The sequence below is a fragment of the Pseudoduganella umbonata genome, from assembly GCF_014192225.1.
GTDB classification, from domain to species: Bacteria; Pseudomonadota; Gammaproteobacteria; order Burkholderiales; family Burkholderiaceae_D; genus Rugamonas; species Rugamonas umbonata.
This window is the reverse complement of record NZ_JACHXS010000019.1, coordinates 16,756-35,824: the sequence shown is the minus strand read 5'-3', so window position 1 is coordinate 35,824 and position 19,069 is coordinate 16,756. Positions and strand designations below refer to the sequence as shown.

Here is a 19,069-nt window from a genome sequence, read left to right as displayed (position 1 = left end):
TTTTCAGGGCACGCGCAATTCGACGGCGTGCTCGCGCCCGTCGTCGACCAGTGCGATCGCGCCGTCTTCCTGTGCGGCGCCGTCGACCGTGAGCCCGGCCGCGCCGCGCGACACGCGGATCGCATAGTTCGCCGAACCGTAGCGGTATGACAGGCTGAAACCGTCCCAATCCTCGGGCATGCGCGGCGTGAGCGACAGCCGGTCGCCATTCCGCGCCACGCCCAGCAGCGATTCGAGGATCAGCCGGTACATCCAGCCGGACGATCCCGTGTACCAGCTCCAGCCGCCGCGTCCCACGTGCGGTTCGACGGCGTAGATGTCGGCTGTGACCACGTATGGCTCGACCTTGTAGACGGCCACGTTGTCCGCGCTGGACGCATGCTGCACCGGGTTGATCAGCCGCATCAGCTCCCAGGCCTTCGCGGTGTCGCCCATGGCCGCGAAGGCCATCACGGTCCACACCGCGGCGTGCGTGTACTGGCCGCCGTTTTCGCGTACGCCCGGCACGTAGCCCTGGATATAGCCGGGATTCGGGTCGGCCTTGTCGAACGGCGGGTCGAGCAGCTGGATGAAGCCGCCGTCGCGCCGCACCAGCCGCGCGTCCACCTGGGCCATCGCGCCTTTTACCCGTTCAGGATCGGCGGCGCCGGACAGTACACCCCAGCTTTGCGAAATCGAGTCGATCTGGCATTCGTCGCTTTCGTGCGAGCCGAGCGGCGTGCCGTCGTCGAAGTACGCGCGGCGGTACCACTGGCCATCCCACGCGTTCTGCTCCACGTTCGCCGCCAGCCTGGTGGCCTCGGTCCGGCACTCGCCGGCAAACCCGGCATCGCCGCGCCGCTCCGCCACCACGGCGAACTGCCGCAGCACGTCGACCAGGAACCATGCCAGCCACACGCTCTCGCCCTTGCCTTCCGCGCCGACTTTATCCATGCCGTCGTTCCAGTCGCAGGAACCGATCAGCGGCAGGCCGTGCTCGCCGAAGCGCAGGCCATGGCGGATCGCCCGCACGCAGTGCTGGTACAGGTTTTCCGCCAGCGGCGAGCGGCCCGGCATGTCGTAGTACGAATCCTCGTCCGGCTTGACCGGCCGGCCTTCCAGGTAATGCGCCTGCTCGTCGAGCACCGACATGTCGCCGGTCACCGTCACGTAGCGGGCGGTGGCCAGCGGCAGCCACAGGTAATCGTCCGAACAGTGCGTGCGCACCCCGCGGTCGGTCGGCGGATGCCACCAGTGCTGCACGTCGCCTTCGGCGAACTGGTGCGCCGCGCACAGTACCAGGTGCTCGCGCAGCAGGTGCGGCTCGGTGTGCACGATCGCCATCGCATCCTGCAACTGGTCGCGGTAGCCGAACGCGCCGCCGGACTGGTAATAGCCGCTGCGCGCCCACAGCCGGCAGGCGATGGTCTGGTACATCAGCCAGCCGTTGGCGATCACGTCCAGCGCCGGATCCGGCGTGGCGATGCGCACCGCCCCCAGCGTGGCCTCCCAGTGCGCGTGCACGGCGGCCAGCGCATCGCGTGCGGCCCCGGCACCGCCGTGCTTCTGTACCATCGTGCTGGCGTCGGCATTGCGGCGCCCGCCCATGCCGAGCACGAACACCAGTTCGCGCTCCTGCCCCGGCAGCAGCTCGAATGGCACCTGCAGCGCCGCGCAGGCATCGAGTGCCGTTCCTACCTTGCCGGACAGCCGTTGCCGGCGCAGCGCGGCCGGGCTGGCCAGCGTGCCGTTCCGGCCCAGGAATTCGGTACGGTCCGCCGTCACCGTGCGCGTCGTCGCGTCGACATTGAAGAACGCCACGCGGCCCGAGAATTCCGTGTTGTACGGGTTGCGGGCGAACAGCGCGCCGCTGACCGCGTCGAGTTCGGTCACGATGTGCATGCCGGATTTGGCGCGCATCTCGCCCAGCACCCATTCGACATACCCGGTGGCCGACAGCTTGCGCGCCACCTGCGAATCGTTGCGCACTTTCAGCACGGTGTAGCGCACCGGCGCGTCGTTCGAAACATAGGTCGTCAGTGCCGACATGATGCCGGCCTCGGTGTGCTCGAAGGTGCTGTAGCCGAAGCCGTGGCGCGTCACGTAATCGCCGCTGCCGCGCGCCGGCAGCGGCGTGGGCGACCAGAAATGGCCGCTGGCTTCGTCGCGCAGGTAGAACGCCTCGCCGCCGGCATCCGTGACCGGATCGTTGTGCCACGGCGTGAGCCGGAATTCATGGGCATTCTCGTGCCAGGTATAAGCCTGCCCGCTTTCCGAGATCACGCTGCCGAACTGCGCGTTGGCCAGCACGTTCGACCACGGTGCCGGGGTGACGCGGCCACGGCCCGTCACGATCACGTACTCGCGGCCGTCCGGCGTGAAGCCGCCGAAGCCGTTCCACAGGATCAGGTCGTGCGGGACGTGCGTGGCCGGGCCGGCATCGTCGTATTCGCCGCGCGGGTCGGCCAGCAGCGGCGGCATGCGCAGCCCCGGCGGGGACGTCCGCTTGACCTGCTCGCCCAGCGGGCCGCGGGCATCGTTGACGATCATCCGGGCCACCGTCTGCAGCAGGACCCGGTCTTCGCTCGAGATCTGTTCCAGCGGCCGCACGAAGATGCCGCCCGGCCGGTCGATCGCCTGCGCATCGATGCCGGACGCGATCATGCCGATGATCTGGTCGTACAGCGCCTGCCGGTAGCCGGAGGTGTCCTCGAACCAGATCACCAGGTCGACCGTCAGGCCTTTCAGGCGCCAGTACGCGTGCGCCTGCACCATCTGCCGCGCCACCTCGATGTTGGCGGAATCCTTCACCTGCAGCAGCACGATCGGCAGGTCGCCGGAGATCGCATACGGCCACAGGTTCGACTGGCCGCGCTGGTTCTTGATCAGCACCGAAGGATCGGCGCGCAGCGCGGCATTCGGATAGATCACATGGTTCGCCAGCCGGCTGTACAGCTGGCCATCGGCCTCGCTGGCGTTCAGCTGCCGCAGTACGACCTGGCTGTGCGTCCACGCCAGCTCGAACACGCGGTCGGCCATGTGGCGGTCCTGGTACTTGTCGATCAGGTGCCGCGCCGCCTCGCGCGTTTCGGTCATGCCCGTGGCGATGTCGACGGTCGCCATCTGGTCCGGCTGCAGCGTGATCCGGTAGCGGATCGCCACCGCCGGGTCCAGCACGGAGCCGTGGGCGCCGGAGAGCGCGCCCGGCTCGATCAGCGCGCGCGGTGCGCGCAGCGTATTGCCACGCCCGATGAAGTGGGCCCGGTCCGTTTCATACGATACCTCGACCACCTGCGCGTCGTGCACCGTCATCACGTGCAGCATGCACGGCGATTTCTCACCCTTGCCGCGCGGGCGCCGCGTGCACAGGATGGCGCTGTCTTCGCCGAGGATCTCGGTCTGCACGAACAGTTTCGAGAAGGCCGGGTGCGCGGCATCCGCGGCGGCCGGCGCCATCACCACCTCGGCGAAGCTGGTCAGCTCGATCGTGCGCGGCCGGCTCGAATGGTTCGTCACGCGCAGCCGGCGCATCTCGATATCGTCTTCCGGCGATACCACGATCTCGGTGTACAGCTCGATGCCGCGGTCGCTGCGGCGGTACTCGGCCCGGCCCTCGGAGAAGATCACCTCGTAGTTTTCCGGCTCGGCCAGCGTCGGCTGGTAGGTATTCGACCAGAAATGGCCATCCTCGTCGCGCACATAGCAGAACTGGCCCCAGTTGTCGCGAGTCGTATCCTCGCGCCAGCGCGTCACCGCCAGGTCGTGCCAGCGGCTGTAGCTGCCGCCCGCCGCCGTCACCATCACGTGGTAGCGGCCGTTCGACAGCAATTGCACTTCCGGCACCGACGTGTTCGGCTGCGTCAGCACCCGTACCGGCGCGGCCTGGTCGTGCGACGTCGAACCCACCGCGGCGGCCTGCTCGGAAGCGGTGGAGAAGAATGCGCCGATGCGCGGGCTGCGTTCCTGCAGCATCAGCAATGCCGATTGCAGCATCGGGTCGGATTCGAAGCGGCGCTGCATCGGCCGGTCGTGCAGCAGGTAGGACAGCGCCAGGAATCCCATGCCCTGGTGGTGCACCATGAACGATTTGACGACGGCGAACGACTGGCCGCGCGGCAGCCGCGCAGGGGTGTAGTCGATCGCTTCGTAGAAGCCATAGCGGCCCATGAAGCCGAGGCCGGCCATCTTCTGCAGGTTCTGGCACGCCGCTTCCGGATCCACCATCAGCGCCATCATCGACGCATAGGGCGCGATCACCAGGTCGTCCGCCAGGCCGCGCTTCATGCCCAGTCCGGGCACGCCGAACGCGCGGTACTGGTAGTTCATCGACGCATCCACGGTCGTATAGCCGGATTCGGATACGCCCCACGGCACGTTGCGCTGGCGCGCGTACTCGATCTGCGCCGCCACCACCGAGTGGTAGGTCTGGTCGAGCAGCGTGCTCGGGTAAGTCGGCATCACCAGCAGCGGCATCAGGTACTCGAACATCGAGCCGCTCCACGACATCAGTACCGGCTGGCCATGCACGATGGCGAGCTGCCGGCCCAGTGCGAACCAGTGCTCCTGCGGCAGCTGGCCCTGCGCCACGGCCACGTAGCTGGCCAGCCGTACTTCGGAGGCCAGCAGGTCGTAACAGCTGGCGTCGAGCCGCCGTTCCGTGACGTTGTAGCCGATCGCCAGCAGCTTGGTGGTGCGGTTGAACAGGAAGCCATAGTCGACCTGGGCGAAGCCGCAGGCCTGCATGGCCAGTTCGTGCAAGTGCGCCATGCGTTCGCGCGCTACGGCGGCGCCCTGCTCCACCAGCACGCCGAGCTGTTCGCGGCGCTCGCGCTCTCCCGGCGCCAGGTCCGACAGCGGCGCACCGGCAGGCGGATACGATGCCAGTTCGCGCAGGGTCGGAATCTTCAGCAGGCCGGTATCGAGCACGCTGCCGGTGCCGCCGGCGATCCACGGCGCCAGCAGGTTCAGCTCGTCGAGCGCGGCGCGGCACTGGGCCGCCAGCGCGCCGGCCCACATGTGCGCCGTGGTGTCGTTCGCCAGTCCGGCGCTCGCGGCAAAGGTCTCGGCGGCGGCGGTGGCGCGCTCCAGGTACGCGCGCACTTCCGGCAGGTTCGACGGATACTGCGCTTGCGATGGCGTCACCGCTTCGCGCAAGGCCGCCATTGCCGCGGGATCGATGCCGGCGGTTCCACCGGCGCCGGCGAGCGCTTCCTCGAGCACCGCCAGCGTGGTTTCCAGGCCCGCCACCGTCCGCGGCCCGGCGATCGGGTCGTCCGCCGCGTTCAGCAGCGCGGCCTGCAGCACCAGCAGGTGGCCGGCCAGGTTGCCGCTGTCGACGGTCGACACATACATCGGATGCAGCGGTTTCAGCGACTGGGTGTCGTACCAGTTGTAGAAGTGGCCCTGGTAGCGTTCCAGCCTGGCCATCGCATCGAGCGTGTTGCGGGTGCGCTGCAGCACCTGCGCCAAGGTCAGGTAGCCGAAATCGTAGGCGCTGACATTGGCCAGCAGCACCATGCCGATATTGGTGGGCGACGTGCGGTGCGCGATGACGGTGCCGGGGTGCTCCTGCACGTTATCGGGCGGCAGCCAGTTGTCGTCCGGCCCCACGAACGTGTCGAACCAGGCCCAGGTCTTGCGGGCCACCAGGTGCAGGAAGCGGCGCTGGTCGCTGTCCAGCTGCGCTTCCAGGCGCTCGACCGGGCGGCTGATCCACCAGGCCACCACCGGTGCCACCAGCCAGGCGACGAGGAAGATCGCGGCCGCCTCGAATGCCGGCACGCGCCACAGTGCCAGCACGGTGCCGACCGCCAGCGCCAGCGCCGGCGAGACCCACATCGCGCGCCAGTTGGCACCCAGCCCGCCATTGGCGCGCGACAGCGCCGACGGACGCCACTGCAGCAGGTGTTTTTTCGACACCAGCAGGCGCCATGCCGTACGCACGATCGCATCGAGGCCGATGTAGGCCTCGTACGGCAGGAACACCAGCGACAGCAGGCCGTGCGCGAATTGCAGTCCACTGCGACGCAGCGAATTCGGCAGGTGCTGCCGCCACAGCGTGTCCGGCGATTTGTGCGACAGGTCGTACAGCGCGGCGGCAATGGCGGGCACGAAAATGATGGCCAGCACCATGCTGGTATAGAACCACGGATGCGGCAGCACGGCGAAGGCGAACAGCAGCGACAGCGTGAGCGCCGGCGCCACCAGGCTGCGGCGCAGGTTGTCGAACAGCTTCCAGCGCGACAGTGCCGACAGCGGATTCTTCTCGCGCCCGCCGATCGCCGTGCGCACCCGGCCGAACAGCCAGCCGGCCAGTTGCCAGTCGCCGCGGATCCAGCGGTGGCGGCGACTCACGTCGTCGCGGTAGCGCTGCGGATACTGTTCGTACAGCTGCGCGTCGGACAGCAGGCCGGCGCGCAGGTAGCAGCCTTCCAGCAGGTCGTGCGACAGGATGCGGTTTTCCGGAAATCGCTCGCCCAGTACTTTCTCGAACACGTCCAGGTCGTAGATGCCCTTGCCGATGAACGAACCTTCGGCGAACACGTCCTGGTATACGTCGGACACGGTACGCGTGTACGGGTCGATGCCCGGTTCTCCGCCGCACAGCCTCTCGTACAGCGAGGCATCCGGGCTGGGCAGGCTGACGGCCACGCGCGGCTGCAGGATGCCGTAGCCGGAGACCACGCGGTTGATGCGGGCATCGATCCTGGGCTGGTTCAGCGGATGGCGCATCGTGGCGATGAACTGGCGCGCCGAATCGCGCGCCAGCTGCGTGTCGGCATCCAGCGTGATCACGTATTTCACGGTCGGCAGCCGGCTGCTCTCGCCGACGACCAGCATGAAGCGGTCGCGCGCGCCGCCGCGCAGGAAGCGGTTCAGGTCGGCCAGCTTGCCGCGCTTGCGCTCATGCCCCATCCATGCGCGCTCGGCAAGGTTCCACTGGCGCGGGCGGTGCAGCAGCAGGAACGGGCACGAGTTGTCGTCCTGGCCGTACTTGCGGTTCAGGTCTTCGATGTGGGCGCGGGCCCGTTCCAGCAGGCCGGCATCGGTGGGCAGCGTTTCGGCCTGCGCATCGGCAAAGTCGGACAGCAGGCAAAAATGCAGGTTCGGATCGCGGTTGGCGAGGTAGCGCACCTCGAGCTGCTCGCACAGTTCGTCGACGTTCTCCAGACTGTAGAACAGCGACGGCACGACGACGATCGCACGCGCATCGGACGGAATGCCTTCCTTGAAATCCATGCGCGGCAATGGGCTCGGCCGCGTGACCAGCGTGGCGAACCAGTTCACCAGCGCCAGCGCCAGCTGGCTGCTGCCCATCAGGCCCAGCACGGCCAGCACGACGACTTCCCAGCCGGCCACGCCGTCGCGCAGCGCGCGCTCGATCATCAGCGCGGTAGCGATCACCGACAGTGCGGCAATCGCCCCCAGGTACGACGTCAGCGGCGCGGCGCGCACGGTGGCGCGCAGCGATTCGCGCAACGAGCGGCGCCGCGCCACCTTTTTCTCCAGCAGCAGCACACCCTTGTCGACCAGGTAGAAGCCCACGTGGCCATGCCGTGGATCGTCGCTTTCCGTGTGCGCGCGCGCCAGTTCCACCGCCTCGCGCACCACCTGTGCTTCGGACAGCGTGCAGCCGCGTGCGATCTTTTCCACCACGTGGCGGTAATGGTCGCGGGTGACGAAGTCCATCGCCCCGTAGATACCGGACGGATCCTCGCGCAGTGCCGCTTCCACGAGGCTCATCGTTTCGACGAATTCCTGCCAGTCCATCGTGCCCAGGAAGCGCAGGCTGCCGATGGTGTTGGCGATCGACACCTGGTCGGCCGCCTGCTGGCCGATCTCGGTCTGGATCTGCTGCTCGATCGTCTGCCCCGTTTCGGCCAGCCGGTACGTGACCCACGTAAGCGCCAGCGTCAGCGCCGGGCTTTGTCCCTGCAGCCGCCGCGCCAGCTCGGCCACGAAGCCGCTCGTGATGGGCGGGTTCGACCGCGCCATGTCGGCCACCAGCAGGATCAGGCCGGACGGGTTCTTGTCGGCGATTTCCATCATCTGGTCGGCCCAGCTGTTCGCCAGGTCCCGCTGGTAGCGGTTCTCGGCCACGCGCGCGGCCACGCGGCGCAGGTTTTCCAGCAATGCCAGGCGCAGCATGATGGGGATTGCCCACAGCTCGCCGAGCGTCAGCGGCGCCAGTTCCTGGTAAGCCTCGACGAAGCGGCACAGGCTTTCCGGATCCACGCGGCCATCGCCGTGGGCGATCACTTCCAGCGCCAGCCGGTAGACACGGGGCGTGCCGTCGGCCGCGCCTTTCTCGAGGCGCGGCAATTCCTTGCTGTAGTCCTTGGGCAGGTGGCGCCGGGCAATGCGGACCTGTTCTTCGATCAGGTAATAATTATCCAGCAGCCACTCGGACGCTGGCGTGATCTGGCGGCCCTCCTTGACGGCCACCGTCAGTTCGTCGGCGGTGGTGCGCAATACGCGGGCGTTGTCGCTCAGGCGCGCCAGCAAGCGGTCGGGTCCGCCACGCTTGCTCAGCACATGCATTTCGGCCAGCGTGCGGCCATGGTGGGCCATCTGTTGAGCGCTGTAGAGCTCGGCGCGGAACGGCAGGTCTTCTTCGGGACCGGATGCGGCGGAACCGGACGAGGCTTCCTGGAATCCGGCAGTCAAGCCGGGCCACAATTTGAGGTGCAGTGTCAAGGGAGCCTCGCTTTGGGGCAGCAGGCAAGGAGGCCCGCCACGGCTGGGAGTATGTTGCAGGAAATATTATTCCGGCGCACGTCACACCACTGTACGCTAGCGTACATAGCAATGATGCAGTGCAAAAAACTCCCCGGCACGTGGTCCAAACAAAAGGCGGCCCGCAGGCCGCCTTTTGTTCGCGCGATGACTCGTCAGGCCAGCGCTACGCCACCGTGCACGTGGTAAGCCTGCGGATATCCCAGGCTGCGCAGGCACCCGGCGGCCCGCGCACTGCGGTTGCCGCTGCGGCAGTAAAACACCAGCGGCACCTGCCCGGCCTGCGCCATCCAGCGCGGCAATTCGCCGGCCAGCCGGCTGAGCGGAACGCTGGCGGCCGGCACGCCGAGGAATGGTACGGCGACCGCGTGCTCATGCGGCTCACGCACGTCCACCAGGACCGCATCCGGGCGCTGGCGCAGCAGGGCCGCCAGCCCGGCGGCATCGAGGTCGATGTCGCCGGCCGGTGCCGGGTGGGCACATAGCGTGGATAACGCCTCCGCGGCCGGGCAAAGCAATGCCTCCGGCGGCACGTGTCCGGCCAGGCCGGACGGGGCGGCGTCGCCGATGAACGCATGGCGCGGCCGTTCGCCCGCGGGCCCCAGCAGATAGCACGGCGTGCCGGCCCCGATCATCACCCGGCGCAGGCTTTGCCTGCCCAGTTCGATGCTGTCGCCGCTGGCCGGCCAGCCGGCACCGTTGCGCGTCGACAGCCGTGCCGCCACGCGAAAACCGTGCGTGCGCAGCAGCGCATCGATGCGCTCGGCCAGGGCCGGTTGCGGATCGATCACGGCGCAGGTGCCGCTGGCGGCGTCGAGCACGAGCCACGTATGGCGGCCGCCGTCGCTCAGTTGCAGCAAACCGTCCGGCCGTGTCGTCGCCGGCTCGCCGAGCATGCCCGCCAGTCGCAGCGCGCCGCCGCAGCGGGCAATCCGCGCGCACGCATCGGCCACGGTGGCGTCATCCATCAACGGGCCGAACGACAGCCGCACGGCATTGCTGCTACGCCATTCGGGCAATCCCATGGCCGCCAGCACGTACGACGGCTGCGCCTTGGCGGCGGAGCAGGCGCTGCCGGCCGACACGCGCACGGCGGCAGCGTCGAACAGATCCAGCAACTCCTTGCCGGACACACCGGGCACGGAAAAATTGAGCGTGGTCGGCAGCGCGTCGTCGAACGGCGCGTTGAAGACAATGCCGGGCAGCGCCTGGCGCAACGCGGCCGCCAGCCGTTCGCGGAACATGCACTGTTCGGCGTGCGAGGCAAATAAGGTTCCGTCCTCCAGCGCTGCCAGCACGGCACCGAGCGCGGCGATGCCGGCCATGTTCTCGGTACCGGAGCGCCACCCGGTTTCCTGGCCGCCTCCTTTCATCAGCGGCGTGAACGGTGCCCCGGCCCGCACGTACAGCATGCCGATGCCTTTCGGCGCATACAGCTTGTGTCCTGAGAACGGCGCGTAATCGATGCGGGTAGCGGCCAGGTCGAGCGGCAGCTTGCCCAGCGCCTGCACGCAATCCACCATCCACAGGGCGGGGCTACCTTCCAGGGCGGCGGCGATGCCCGTCAGGTCGGAGATCACGCCGGTCTCGTTGTTGGCGGCCATCGTGCAGACGAACGCCGCCGCGGGTGCCAGCCGGCGCAGCGCCGCCAGGTCGTGGCGGCCGTCCGTCCCGACCGGCAACGCCACCAGTTCCAGGTCCAGTCCCAGCAGCGCATTCCAGTGCGCCAGGCTTTCCGGCACGGCCTTGTGCTCGGTGGCGCCGTACACCAGCAGCGTGCCTGCCAGTTCGCCGGCCAGGCGGCGCGCGCGCACGGCACACAGCGCGGATAGTACGGCCGTCTGGATGCCTTCGGTGGCGCCGCTGTTGAACATCAGGCGGCCGGGGCCGACGCCAAGCAGGCGGCAGGCCCGCGCCCGCGCGGCATCGAGTACCGCTTTTGCTTTCAGCCCGGTGGCGTGCGTGCTGCTCGGATTGCCATAGCACTCTTCCATTGCCAGCAGGGCGGCCCGCAGCGCGGCAGGCAGGACGGCCGTGGTGGCATTGCCGTCGAGGTAGATTTCATTGTCCATCCTGCCAGATTAAAGGACGACGGCGGAGCAGGCATGCTAAAAATGCTTATATTCACCGCATAATGAGGACATCCATTCTTATATGTGACGGAAAACAGCATGAACGATCTCGACAAATTCGATTACGCGATCCTGGGTGCCCTTCAGGTGGACGGCACGCTGTCCGTGGCCGACCTGGCCGACAAAGTAGGGCTGACCAGCACGCCGTGCTGGAAACGGCTGAAGCGCCTGCAGGATGACGGCTACCTGGACCGCCGGGTAGCGCTGGTGAACCGCCGCAAGGCCGGGCTGCCGGTCACGGTATTCGTCAGTGTGCGCACCAGCCGGCATGACGAACAGTGGCTGGCGAAGTTTGCTGCCGCCGTGGTCGCACTGCCCGAAGTGATGGAATTTCACCGGATGAGCGGCGACGTCGACTATCTGCTGAAGGTGGCCACCACCGACATCGACGGCTACGACCGCTTCTACAAGAAGCTGATCCGCGCGGCCAACCTGACGGGCGTGTCGTCGGCTTTCTCGATGGAACAGATCAAATACACAACCGCCCTGCCGCTGGATCTGGTCGCGCATGGGGTCGCCATGGGATAATCGAAACATGCGTGTAAGATCTTTGTTTAGCGTTTTGCTCCCGGCCCCCAGCACGGCCAGTACCACCGAGCGCCTGCGTGCCAGCGCCGGCGCCTTGCTGGGACTCCTCGTCACGGGCACCGTGGCCCACCTGATGCTGGGTGAAGACGCGATCTGGCTGGTGGCGCCGATGGGCGCCTCGTCGGTACTGCTGTTCTGCCTGCCCGCCAGTCCGCTGGCACAACCTTGGTCGGTCATCGGCGGCAATGTCATTTCCGCCCTCGTCAGCGCCGCCTGCGTGCGCTGGCTGGGCCACCTGCTGCCGCTGCCCGCCCTGGCAGCACTGGGCACGGCGCTGGCGATCGCCGTCATGTTCTTTACGCGTTGCCTGCATCCGCCGGGCGGTGCGGCGGCGCTGACCGCCGTGATCGGCGGGCCCGCGGTGCATGCGGCCGGCTTCTCGTTCGCGCTGGGTCCGGTGCTGGTGGATTCGATGCTGCTGGTGGCGGCGGCGGTCGTCTACAACAACCTGACGGGGCGGCGCTATCCGCACGCGCAGACGCTGTCGCATCCGAATCCGCATGCCACCCGGGATGAGGTGCCGACGGTACGGCTGGGCTTCAAGCCGGAAGACCTGGATGCGGTGCTGCGGCGCTACGGCCAGGTGCTCGACATCAGCCGCGACGACCTGGAGGCACTGTTCCTGCAGACCGAAATGCGCGCTTACCAGCGCCGGTTCGGCGTGATCGCCTGCGGCGACATCATGTCGCGCGACGTGGTGACGGCGGAGTTCGCCACGCCGTTGACGGAGGCATGGCACGCAATGCGGGGCCGTCATATCGCCGCCCTGCCCGTGCTCAATCCGGCCCGGCGCGTGATCGGCATCGTCACGCAAAGCGACTTCCTGAAGCACAGCGGCCTGGACGACTACCGCGGCATGCGCGAGAAGCTGAAGGATTTCCTGAAGCCGACCGGCCTGTCGCATACGGAAAAGGCCGAGGTGGTCGGCCAGATCATGACGGCACGCCCGCGCGTGGCGCAGACCGACACCCCGATCGTGGACCTGGTGCCGCTGATGGCCGACGCCGGCCTGCACCACATCCCCATCGTCGACGCCGAGGAACGCTTCGCCGGCATCGTTACCCAGTCGGACGTGGTGGCGGCGCTGTACGAGCACCGGCTGACCGAAGCGTCGTCCCCGGCCTGAGTGCCGTTATGCCGGCCGCGTGAACTTGCCGGCGGCGCGGCGGCGGCCTGCCAGGGCCAGCACCAGGCCGCCGGCCATCAGCATGCGCCAGGTGCCCGGCTCCGGCACGGGGCTGACGGCGGCACCGCCGATCGCGGCGCCATACCAGTTTTCAAAGACAGGCGTGGTGAAGTAAAGGTCGGTGAAGGTGCCGTTCAGTCGCACCACGCCATTGCCTTCCTTGCCGGACACGGTATTGCCCACCACCGTCAGTTCGCCGTCGCCCCACGATCCCTGGCCTTCGCTGAGCAGGTCGATACTGGCGACATCCTGGAAGGTGAAGCTGGCGGCCTGGCTCGATGCGCCCAGGCTGATGAACGCGATATAAGGGTTCACGACGGCCGACGAAAAGTGCACGTGGTGCTGCTGTGCATACGTGCCGCCGGAAAGGTGCAGGAAGCCATTGGTGCCGGGGCCATTGCCGACCTCGTCGCTGAGATAGGTACCGGGAAAGCGCGTGAAGTAATCGGTGTGCGGTGTGCCGGCGGCACCCGTGTACGCGACGTCGATCGTCTTGCCATCCTGGACCATGGTGCCGTTTTTCGCGACGTTGCCGTTCCAGTTGATCCAGCTGACCGGATCGGCGGCCGCATGCAGTGGGGCGGACAAGGCGGCGGCCAGCAGGCCGAGACCGAACAGTTGCTTCATGTTTGCTCCTGATTGTTTGCGTTAGATAACTTTTAATTGCCTGTTTGATACAAGCTTTACGTTAGTCTAATGACATTACTATCGGAACAACACTGATATGACAAAGCAATACAATTGATCTGAATGCGCAGACATTTTCGCGGTCCGGCCAGCGCCCCCGCACCAGCCGGACGAGCAGGATCAGGCGGACTGTTCCAGCTTGTCGTTCTTGCGGCGACGGCCCAGCATGCCGAGCATGGCGCCGCCGACGGCCAGCATGCCCCAGGTACTGGGTTCCGGCACCGCCACGACCGGGATGCCGATCGACGCGCCATACCAGTATTCGTTCTGAGGGGTCGTGAAATACAGGTCCGTAAAGCTGCCGTTCAGGCGCACCACGCCATGGCCTTCCAGGCCGGTGACGGTACCGCCGGAAATACTGAGTTCGCCGTCGCCGAAGTAGCCATCACCTTCGCTGACCAGCGTGATGCTGGCGACATTGGAGAACGCGAACGATGCGGGGCTGCTGTCGCGGCCCAGGCTGACGATGGCCAGGTAGGGATTGAGGACTGCTTCAGAGAAATGCAGATGATGCACGACATTGGTTCCGCCGACGAAGCTGAACATGCCGTCGGTGCCGGGGCCGTTGGTGACTTCGCTGCTGATGTAGGCCGCCTCGCCAGTGTAGTAGTCGGCATGGGTCAAGCCCAGCGAAGTGTCGCTGAACGTGACGTCGACGGTGTTGCCGTTCTGGACGGCCGTACCGGCCAGGCCGGTCCAGTTCACCCAGTCGACGGTGTCTGCGGCAGACACGTGCAAAGGCGCGACTACGGCCGCGGCCAGCAGGCCGGAACCAATCAGTTTCTTCATTTTATTTTCCTTAGTTCGAGGTTGAGATTCGAGGTTGAGATCAACAATGAATCGAACGCTGAATCAGCGTGATGAATCCGATGAGGTGGTCAGCCCGGGCCCAGACTGAAAGTTAGTTTAAATGCATTGATTCGCCATTCCTACCGTCGCGACAAATCAATACAGTTTCCCGAACCGTTGGCGACAAATCCGTTCCGCCGCCGCGACAGATCGCTTATGCTTGCGCCGTTTGAATCATTCATATTCGGAAATCACGCATGACATCTCGCATCACCCTGGGCGCCCTGGCCGCCGCCCTGCTGCTGGCCTTTGGACCGGTCCACGCCGCCCCCGCAGCGGCGCAGCCCGCCGGCAAGGTATCGGCAGCCGTATCCGACGCCGAAAGCCGTAAATTCCTGGCGCTGGCGGACGAGTACTACGACGCCATCGCCCGCTTCGAACCGGTGTACGCGACCGACAACGGCGACAACCGCTTCGACGACCAGATCGGCATGGCCATCGCGCCGGCCGAGCGCGCCAGGCAGTTCGCCCGCTACCGCGACTACACCCGCCGCCTGGGAACGATCGACCGCAACAAGCTGACGCACCGCGACCGGATCAACTACGACGTGCTGGCGTTCGAACTGAAGACGCTGCTGTCGTACGAACCGTATCCAGGCCATCTGCTGCCGGTCAGCCAGATGGACAGCCTGCCGGTGACGCTGGCGAACTTTGCCAGCGGCGAGGCATCGCAGCCGCTGACCAACGTCAAGCAATACCGCGCTTACCTGAACCGGCTCACGCAACTGCCGGCATGGATCGACCAGGCCGTCGCCAACATGCGGGAAGGCATGCGCACCGGCGTCACGCAACCGAAGGCCATCATGGTCTCGGCGCTGCCGCAGTTCCGGAAGCTGGTCAGCACGGTACCGGAAGACAGCATTTACTACTCGCCCGTCAAGCGCATGCCCGCCGGCTTTTCCGCTGCCGACAAGGCGCGGCTGACCGCCGATTACCGCGCCGCCGTCGCCCGGCTGCAGCCCGCGCTGGCGAAGCTGGCCGCGTTCATCGAGAACGACTATATTCCGGCCTGCCGCACCTCCACCGGATTTTCGGCAGTGCCGAACGGCAGCGCCTGGTACGCCGTGCGCGTGGCCGAGTCCACCACGACCGACCTGGCACCCGAGGCCATCCACGAGATCGGCCTGAAGGAAGTGGCACGCATCCAGGCCGAGTTCGCCAAGCTGGGGCCGCAACTGGGCTATGACGGGCCGCCGGCCGGTTTGCCGGTGTGGGTTTCGCAACAGCCGCGTTTCTTCCCGTTCAAGACCGAGGACGAGGTGCAGGCTGTCTACCGCAAGCTGGACGGCGTGCTCGACGAGAAGCTGCCGGCCATGTTCACGCTGCTGCCGAAGGCCAGGCTGGACCTGCGGCTGGAGCCCGAACTGTCGCGCGATACGGCATCCGACCATTACACGGCGCCGGCGGCGGACGGTTCGCGGCCAGGCGTGTTCTGGTCCGTCGTCACCGATCCCGCCAAATACGGCAGCACGGGCATGACGACGCTGTTCCTGCACGAAGGCAAGCCGGGCCACCACTTCCACATCGCGCTGATGCAGGAACTGGGCTTGCCGAACTTCCGCAAGTTCGGCGGCAACACGGCATTCACCGAAGGCTGGGCGCTGTATGCGGAAACGTTGGGGCGTGAGATGCGCCTGTTCGACGATCCGGCCCAGTACTTCGGCCACCTGAACGATGAACTGCTGCGTGCGACGCGCCTGGTGGTCGATACCGGCATGCACGCGAAAGGCTGGACCCGCGAGCAAACGATCCAGTACATGAAGGACACGCTGGGTTACGACGCGGTGGCGCGCAGCGAAACGGAACGCTATATGGCGTGGCCGGGCCAGGCACTGGCGTACAAGATCGGCGCGTTGAAGATCATGGAATTACGGCAGCGGGCGCAAGCGGCGCTGGGTGACAGGTTCAGCCTGCCGGCGTTTCACGAGCAGGTGCTGGGTGACGGCACATTGCCGCTGAGTTTGCTTGAAGAGAAGATCGACGGTTGGATCGCGCAGCAGCGCGTGCCGTGATCGACACTACCTGGGCAATACGCTGCATTGTTTGGGCGCGCGTGTTTTTGCCAGGATAAGATCGATGCCTGCTGTCCGGCCGGTGCGGCGAAAGTCGCGCCGGGACAGTGGCTGGTCCCACCGTTATTTTCCGCCCTTGTTTTTCAATGCGTAACGTCCGATGCGTTTCAGGACCAGTTCCGGCAATGCCTTGATCTGCTTGGTGTGACTGGCGAATACGAGTTGCTGGCGCCCTCTGGCCACCAGTTCGCCGTTGGCATGGAAGCGGAATTCGAGCCAGAACGAGCAGCGCTTGATGTCGTAGCTGTTGACTTCGCAGGTGATGTCCTGGAAGGGGAAGGTTTCCTGCAAAAAATCCTGCTCGGCATGCTTGGTGATGAATACCCCCTCCTGCTGCAACATGTCGCGTGAAATGCACTCGTAGAACCATTTTTCGCGGCAGATGCCCTGCCACTCGAAATAGCGCGCAAAATACGTGTTTCCATAAGCATTCGAGTCTTTGAGATAGATCGACAGCTGATGATGGAACGTCAGCTCTGCATTCATGCTGGCATCGTTCGCGACATTGGCATGCATAAACATAACCTTCTCCTGAGTAGTGGGCGCCGGGCCGCCGGCAGGTGCTCGACACGATGCCGAACACCTCTACTTTTTGCCGTAAAGCATTATTCGCTTTTGACTAAACGCAATGTTTAGCTACTTACGGGGAACACGGTACGCACTTCGCTATTTTCTGTTGCTAAGATCGCTTGCCTGTTCACTGTAATCGCCCCAAGGAGCGCGCATGTATTCGATCTTGCCGGGATTGGTATCGCTGGTATTCATCAGCTACGGCGTATATGTGCTGAATTCGCGCGGCGTCAATCGTGCCAGCCTGACCTTCTTCCTCATTTGCATTACCACGTTCTGCTGGCAGGCCGCATGGGCGTTGATGTTCCAGGTGACGAATGCCGACACGGCGCTGATGCTGGTGCGCCTGGGTTACCTGCCGATCCTGTTCCTGCCTACCACGCTGTACCACTTCATCGCGGAACTGACGGGCCGCCGCAGCGAGCGTCCGTTCGTGCAAGCCAGTTATGCTCTGGCCGGCGTGCTGGCGTTACTGATCCCCACGACCGACTGGCTGCTGTCCGGCCTGTATCCCTATTTCTACGGCTTTTATCCGCGCGCCGGCTGGCTGCACCCTGTGCACCTGGTCCAGACGGCGGCCGTGATCCTGCGCGGACTGTACCTGCTGTACCGCCGCCAGCAGGTGGCGCTGTCGACGGAAAAGGCGCGGCTGCGCTACTGCCTCGTCAGTATCCTCATCTACGCCGTGGCATCCATCGATTACCTGTGCAATTACGGCGTCGAGTTTTACCCGCCGGGCGTGCTGTTCATTGCCGCCAGCCTGGGGCTGATCGCCCAGGCCATGGTGCGGCACAACCTGCTGGCCGATCCGCTGGCCACGGCGGCCAGCATCGCGCACGAGGTGCGCACGCCGCTGGCGACGATTCGCAGCCAGTCGCGCGTGCTGGCGCGCAGCCTGCCGGAACTGATTGCCGGCTACCGGCGCTCGCAGGCTCCCGGCTTGAACGAGGAGCAGCTGGAATACCTGAGCGAGATCGCGCGGCACATCGAGGCGGAAGTATCCCGGTCGAATTTCATCGTCGACATGCTGCTGGCATCGGCCCGCGTGGGCTCGCTTGAACGCGACAGTTTCTCGATGCATTCGGTAAAAAAAGTGATCGACGAAGCACTGGCCTGCTACCCGTTCGCGGAGCGCGAACGGGCCAGGGTCAGCGTGCGGCTGAGCGACGACTTCCGCTTCCATGGGTCGGACACGCTGCTCGTCTACGTGCTGTACAACCTGCTGAAAAACGCGCTGCACGCGCTGAAATCCAAGGGCGAAGGTGCCGTGGTGATCGAATGCTACCGGGACTTCGACCAGAACATGCTGGTCGTTACCGATACGGGCCACGGCATTGCCGCCGACGTGCTGCCGCATGTATTCGAGCCGTTCTATACGACGCGCAAGACCGGTGGCGGCACCGGCATGGGCCTGGCGTTTTGCCACAAGGTGGTGACGGCATTCGGCGGCACGATCTCCTGCGAATCCGAGGTGGGCCGGTATACCCGGTTCGCGGTGGGTTTCCCGCTGGAGCGCGCGTTGCCGGCGCAGGCCACGGGCCAGCGCCTGGCCGACGACCTGCCGCTGCCCGACCGGGCCAAGTGAGCGTCCAGCGCTTTTTGCTATTTGTCTGGTTGCTGCCTGCTCGTCTGCCTGCCTGTCTGTCTATATGTCCGCCTGCGCATCCTGCACGATGCGATCCAGGTCCGTTTCATCTCCCAGCACGAACATCTTGCGCTCTTCCAGCACGTTCAGGATGAAACCCTGCTGTTCGCGTACGCGCCGCTTGAAATCGGGCAGTGAATACAGATTGGGATTGATCTTGCGGCGCAATAGCCGCTCCGCCACCGGCATCCGGCTCAGCAGCTCCCCATACGTGGTGTTTTCGCCGATCAGCAACAGCTCGACGGCATCCGATGTCGGTTCGTGTTCCCTGGCCGTTTTCCCGTACACAAAAGCCACGTTCAGCGACTTGCGCAGCGGCCCCAGCGTGGAGTGCAGCACGCTGAGCAGGCCAAAGGTTTTCTTGACGATGCTCGTCAGTTCTTCATAAACGGGACTGTCCTTGTTCGGCCGGAACTGGCGCACATTGCCGATCCGTTCCGACACAATCAGGCCGGACTCGTGCAGCCGCTTCAATTCGCGCTGCGCCGATGCGCTGCCGAGCCCCGTCTGGCGCATGATTTCGTTCAGGTGGAATCCTTCGTTTACGCGCACAAACAACAAGCCCAGCAGTTTTTGCTGGGCGGGAGTAAACAGGGCCGATGGGATCATGGACCAAATATTAGCA

General features: G+C 65.7%; 10 protein-coding genes. 4 read left to right on the top strand and 6 right to left on the bottom strand.

Annotated elements, in window-relative coordinates; genetic code table 11:
• Positions 1–3: 3 nt before the first annotated feature.
• Both FHS02_RS30595 and FHS02_RS30590 read right to left on the bottom strand, forming a co-directional pair.
• Positions 4–8,676 carry a GH36-type glycosyl hydrolase domain-containing protein gene (locus FHS02_RS30595; protein ID WP_371861429.1) on the bottom strand — a complete coding sequence of 2,891 codons (8,673 nt, stop codon included), beginning with the start codon at positions 8,674–8,676 and terminating at the stop codon, positions 4–6.
• Positions 8,677–8,870: 194 nt separating this feature from the next.
• Positions 8,871–10,787, bottom strand: a complete 1,917-nt coding sequence (locus FHS02_RS30590) for an aminotransferase class V-fold PLP-dependent enzyme (RefSeq protein WP_137315717.1) — start codon at positions 10,785–10,787, stop codon at positions 8,871–8,873.
• 99 nt (positions 10,788–10,886) lie between these two features.
• On the opposite strand from FHS02_RS30590, the gene FHS02_RS30585 reads away from it, so the two are divergent.
• Both FHS02_RS30585 and FHS02_RS30580 read left to right on the top strand, forming a co-directional pair.
• On the top strand, positions 10,887–11,375 hold the full coding sequence (locus FHS02_RS30585) for an Lrp/AsnC family transcriptional regulator (protein ID WP_137315716.1): 489 nt from the start codon (positions 10,887–10,889) through the stop codon (positions 11,373–11,375).
• Positions 11,376–11,382: 7 nt separating this feature from the next.
• Positions 11,383–12,561: an HPP family protein gene (locus FHS02_RS30580; RefSeq protein WP_137315715.1), complete on the top strand. Its 1,179-nt coding sequence runs from the start codon at positions 11,383–11,385 to the stop codon at positions 12,559–12,561.
• A 6-nt stretch (positions 12,562–12,567) separates the two neighbouring features.
• Here FHS02_RS30580 and FHS02_RS30575 read toward each other — a convergent pair whose 3' ends face one another.
• Together FHS02_RS30575 and FHS02_RS30570 are read right to left on the bottom strand one after the other, a co-directional pair.
• Entirely contained in the window at positions 12,568–13,248 is a 681-nt protein-coding gene (locus tag FHS02_RS30575) for a PEP-CTERM sorting domain-containing protein (protein WP_137315714.1), read from the bottom strand.
• Between the two features lie 180 nt (positions 13,249–13,428).
• The gene (locus FHS02_RS30570) at positions 13,429–14,097 is read right to left on the bottom strand and encodes a PEP-CTERM sorting domain-containing protein (RefSeq protein ID WP_137315713.1); all 669 of its coding nucleotides are present in this window, start codon (positions 14,095–14,097) and stop codon (positions 13,429–13,431) included.
• A 257-nt stretch (positions 14,098–14,354) separates the two neighbouring features.
• Between FHS02_RS30570 and FHS02_RS30565 the strand changes: the two genes are divergently transcribed.
• A complete protein-coding gene (locus tag FHS02_RS30565) occupies positions 14,355–16,169 on the top strand; it encodes a DUF885 domain-containing protein (RefSeq protein ID WP_137315712.1) in 1,815 nt (604 codons plus the stop codon).
• A gap of 123 nt (positions 16,170–16,292) precedes the next feature.
• On the opposite strand, the gene FHS02_RS30560 is transcribed toward FHS02_RS30565, so the two are convergent.
• Positions 16,293–16,751, bottom strand: coding sequence for an acyl-CoA thioesterase (locus tag FHS02_RS30560; RefSeq protein ID WP_137315711.1), 459 nt, complete (start codon positions 16,749–16,751; stop codon positions 16,293–16,295).
• Between the two features lie 202 nt (positions 16,752–16,953).
• Here FHS02_RS30560 and FHS02_RS30555 point away from each other — a divergent pair, with 202 nt between their 5' ends.
• A complete protein-coding gene (locus FHS02_RS30555; protein ID WP_137315710.1) occupies positions 16,954–18,384 on the top strand; it encodes a sensor histidine kinase in 1,431 nt (476 codons plus the stop codon).
• Positions 18,385–18,444: 60 nt separating this feature from the next.
• Here the strand turns inward: FHS02_RS30555 and FHS02_RS30550 are convergent, their stop codons facing one another.
• Positions 18,445–19,053, bottom strand: a complete 609-nt coding sequence (locus FHS02_RS30550) for a winged helix-turn-helix domain-containing protein (RefSeq protein ID WP_137315709.1) — start codon at positions 19,051–19,053, stop codon at positions 18,445–18,447.
• Between the last annotated feature and the right edge of the window lie 16 nt (positions 19,054–19,069).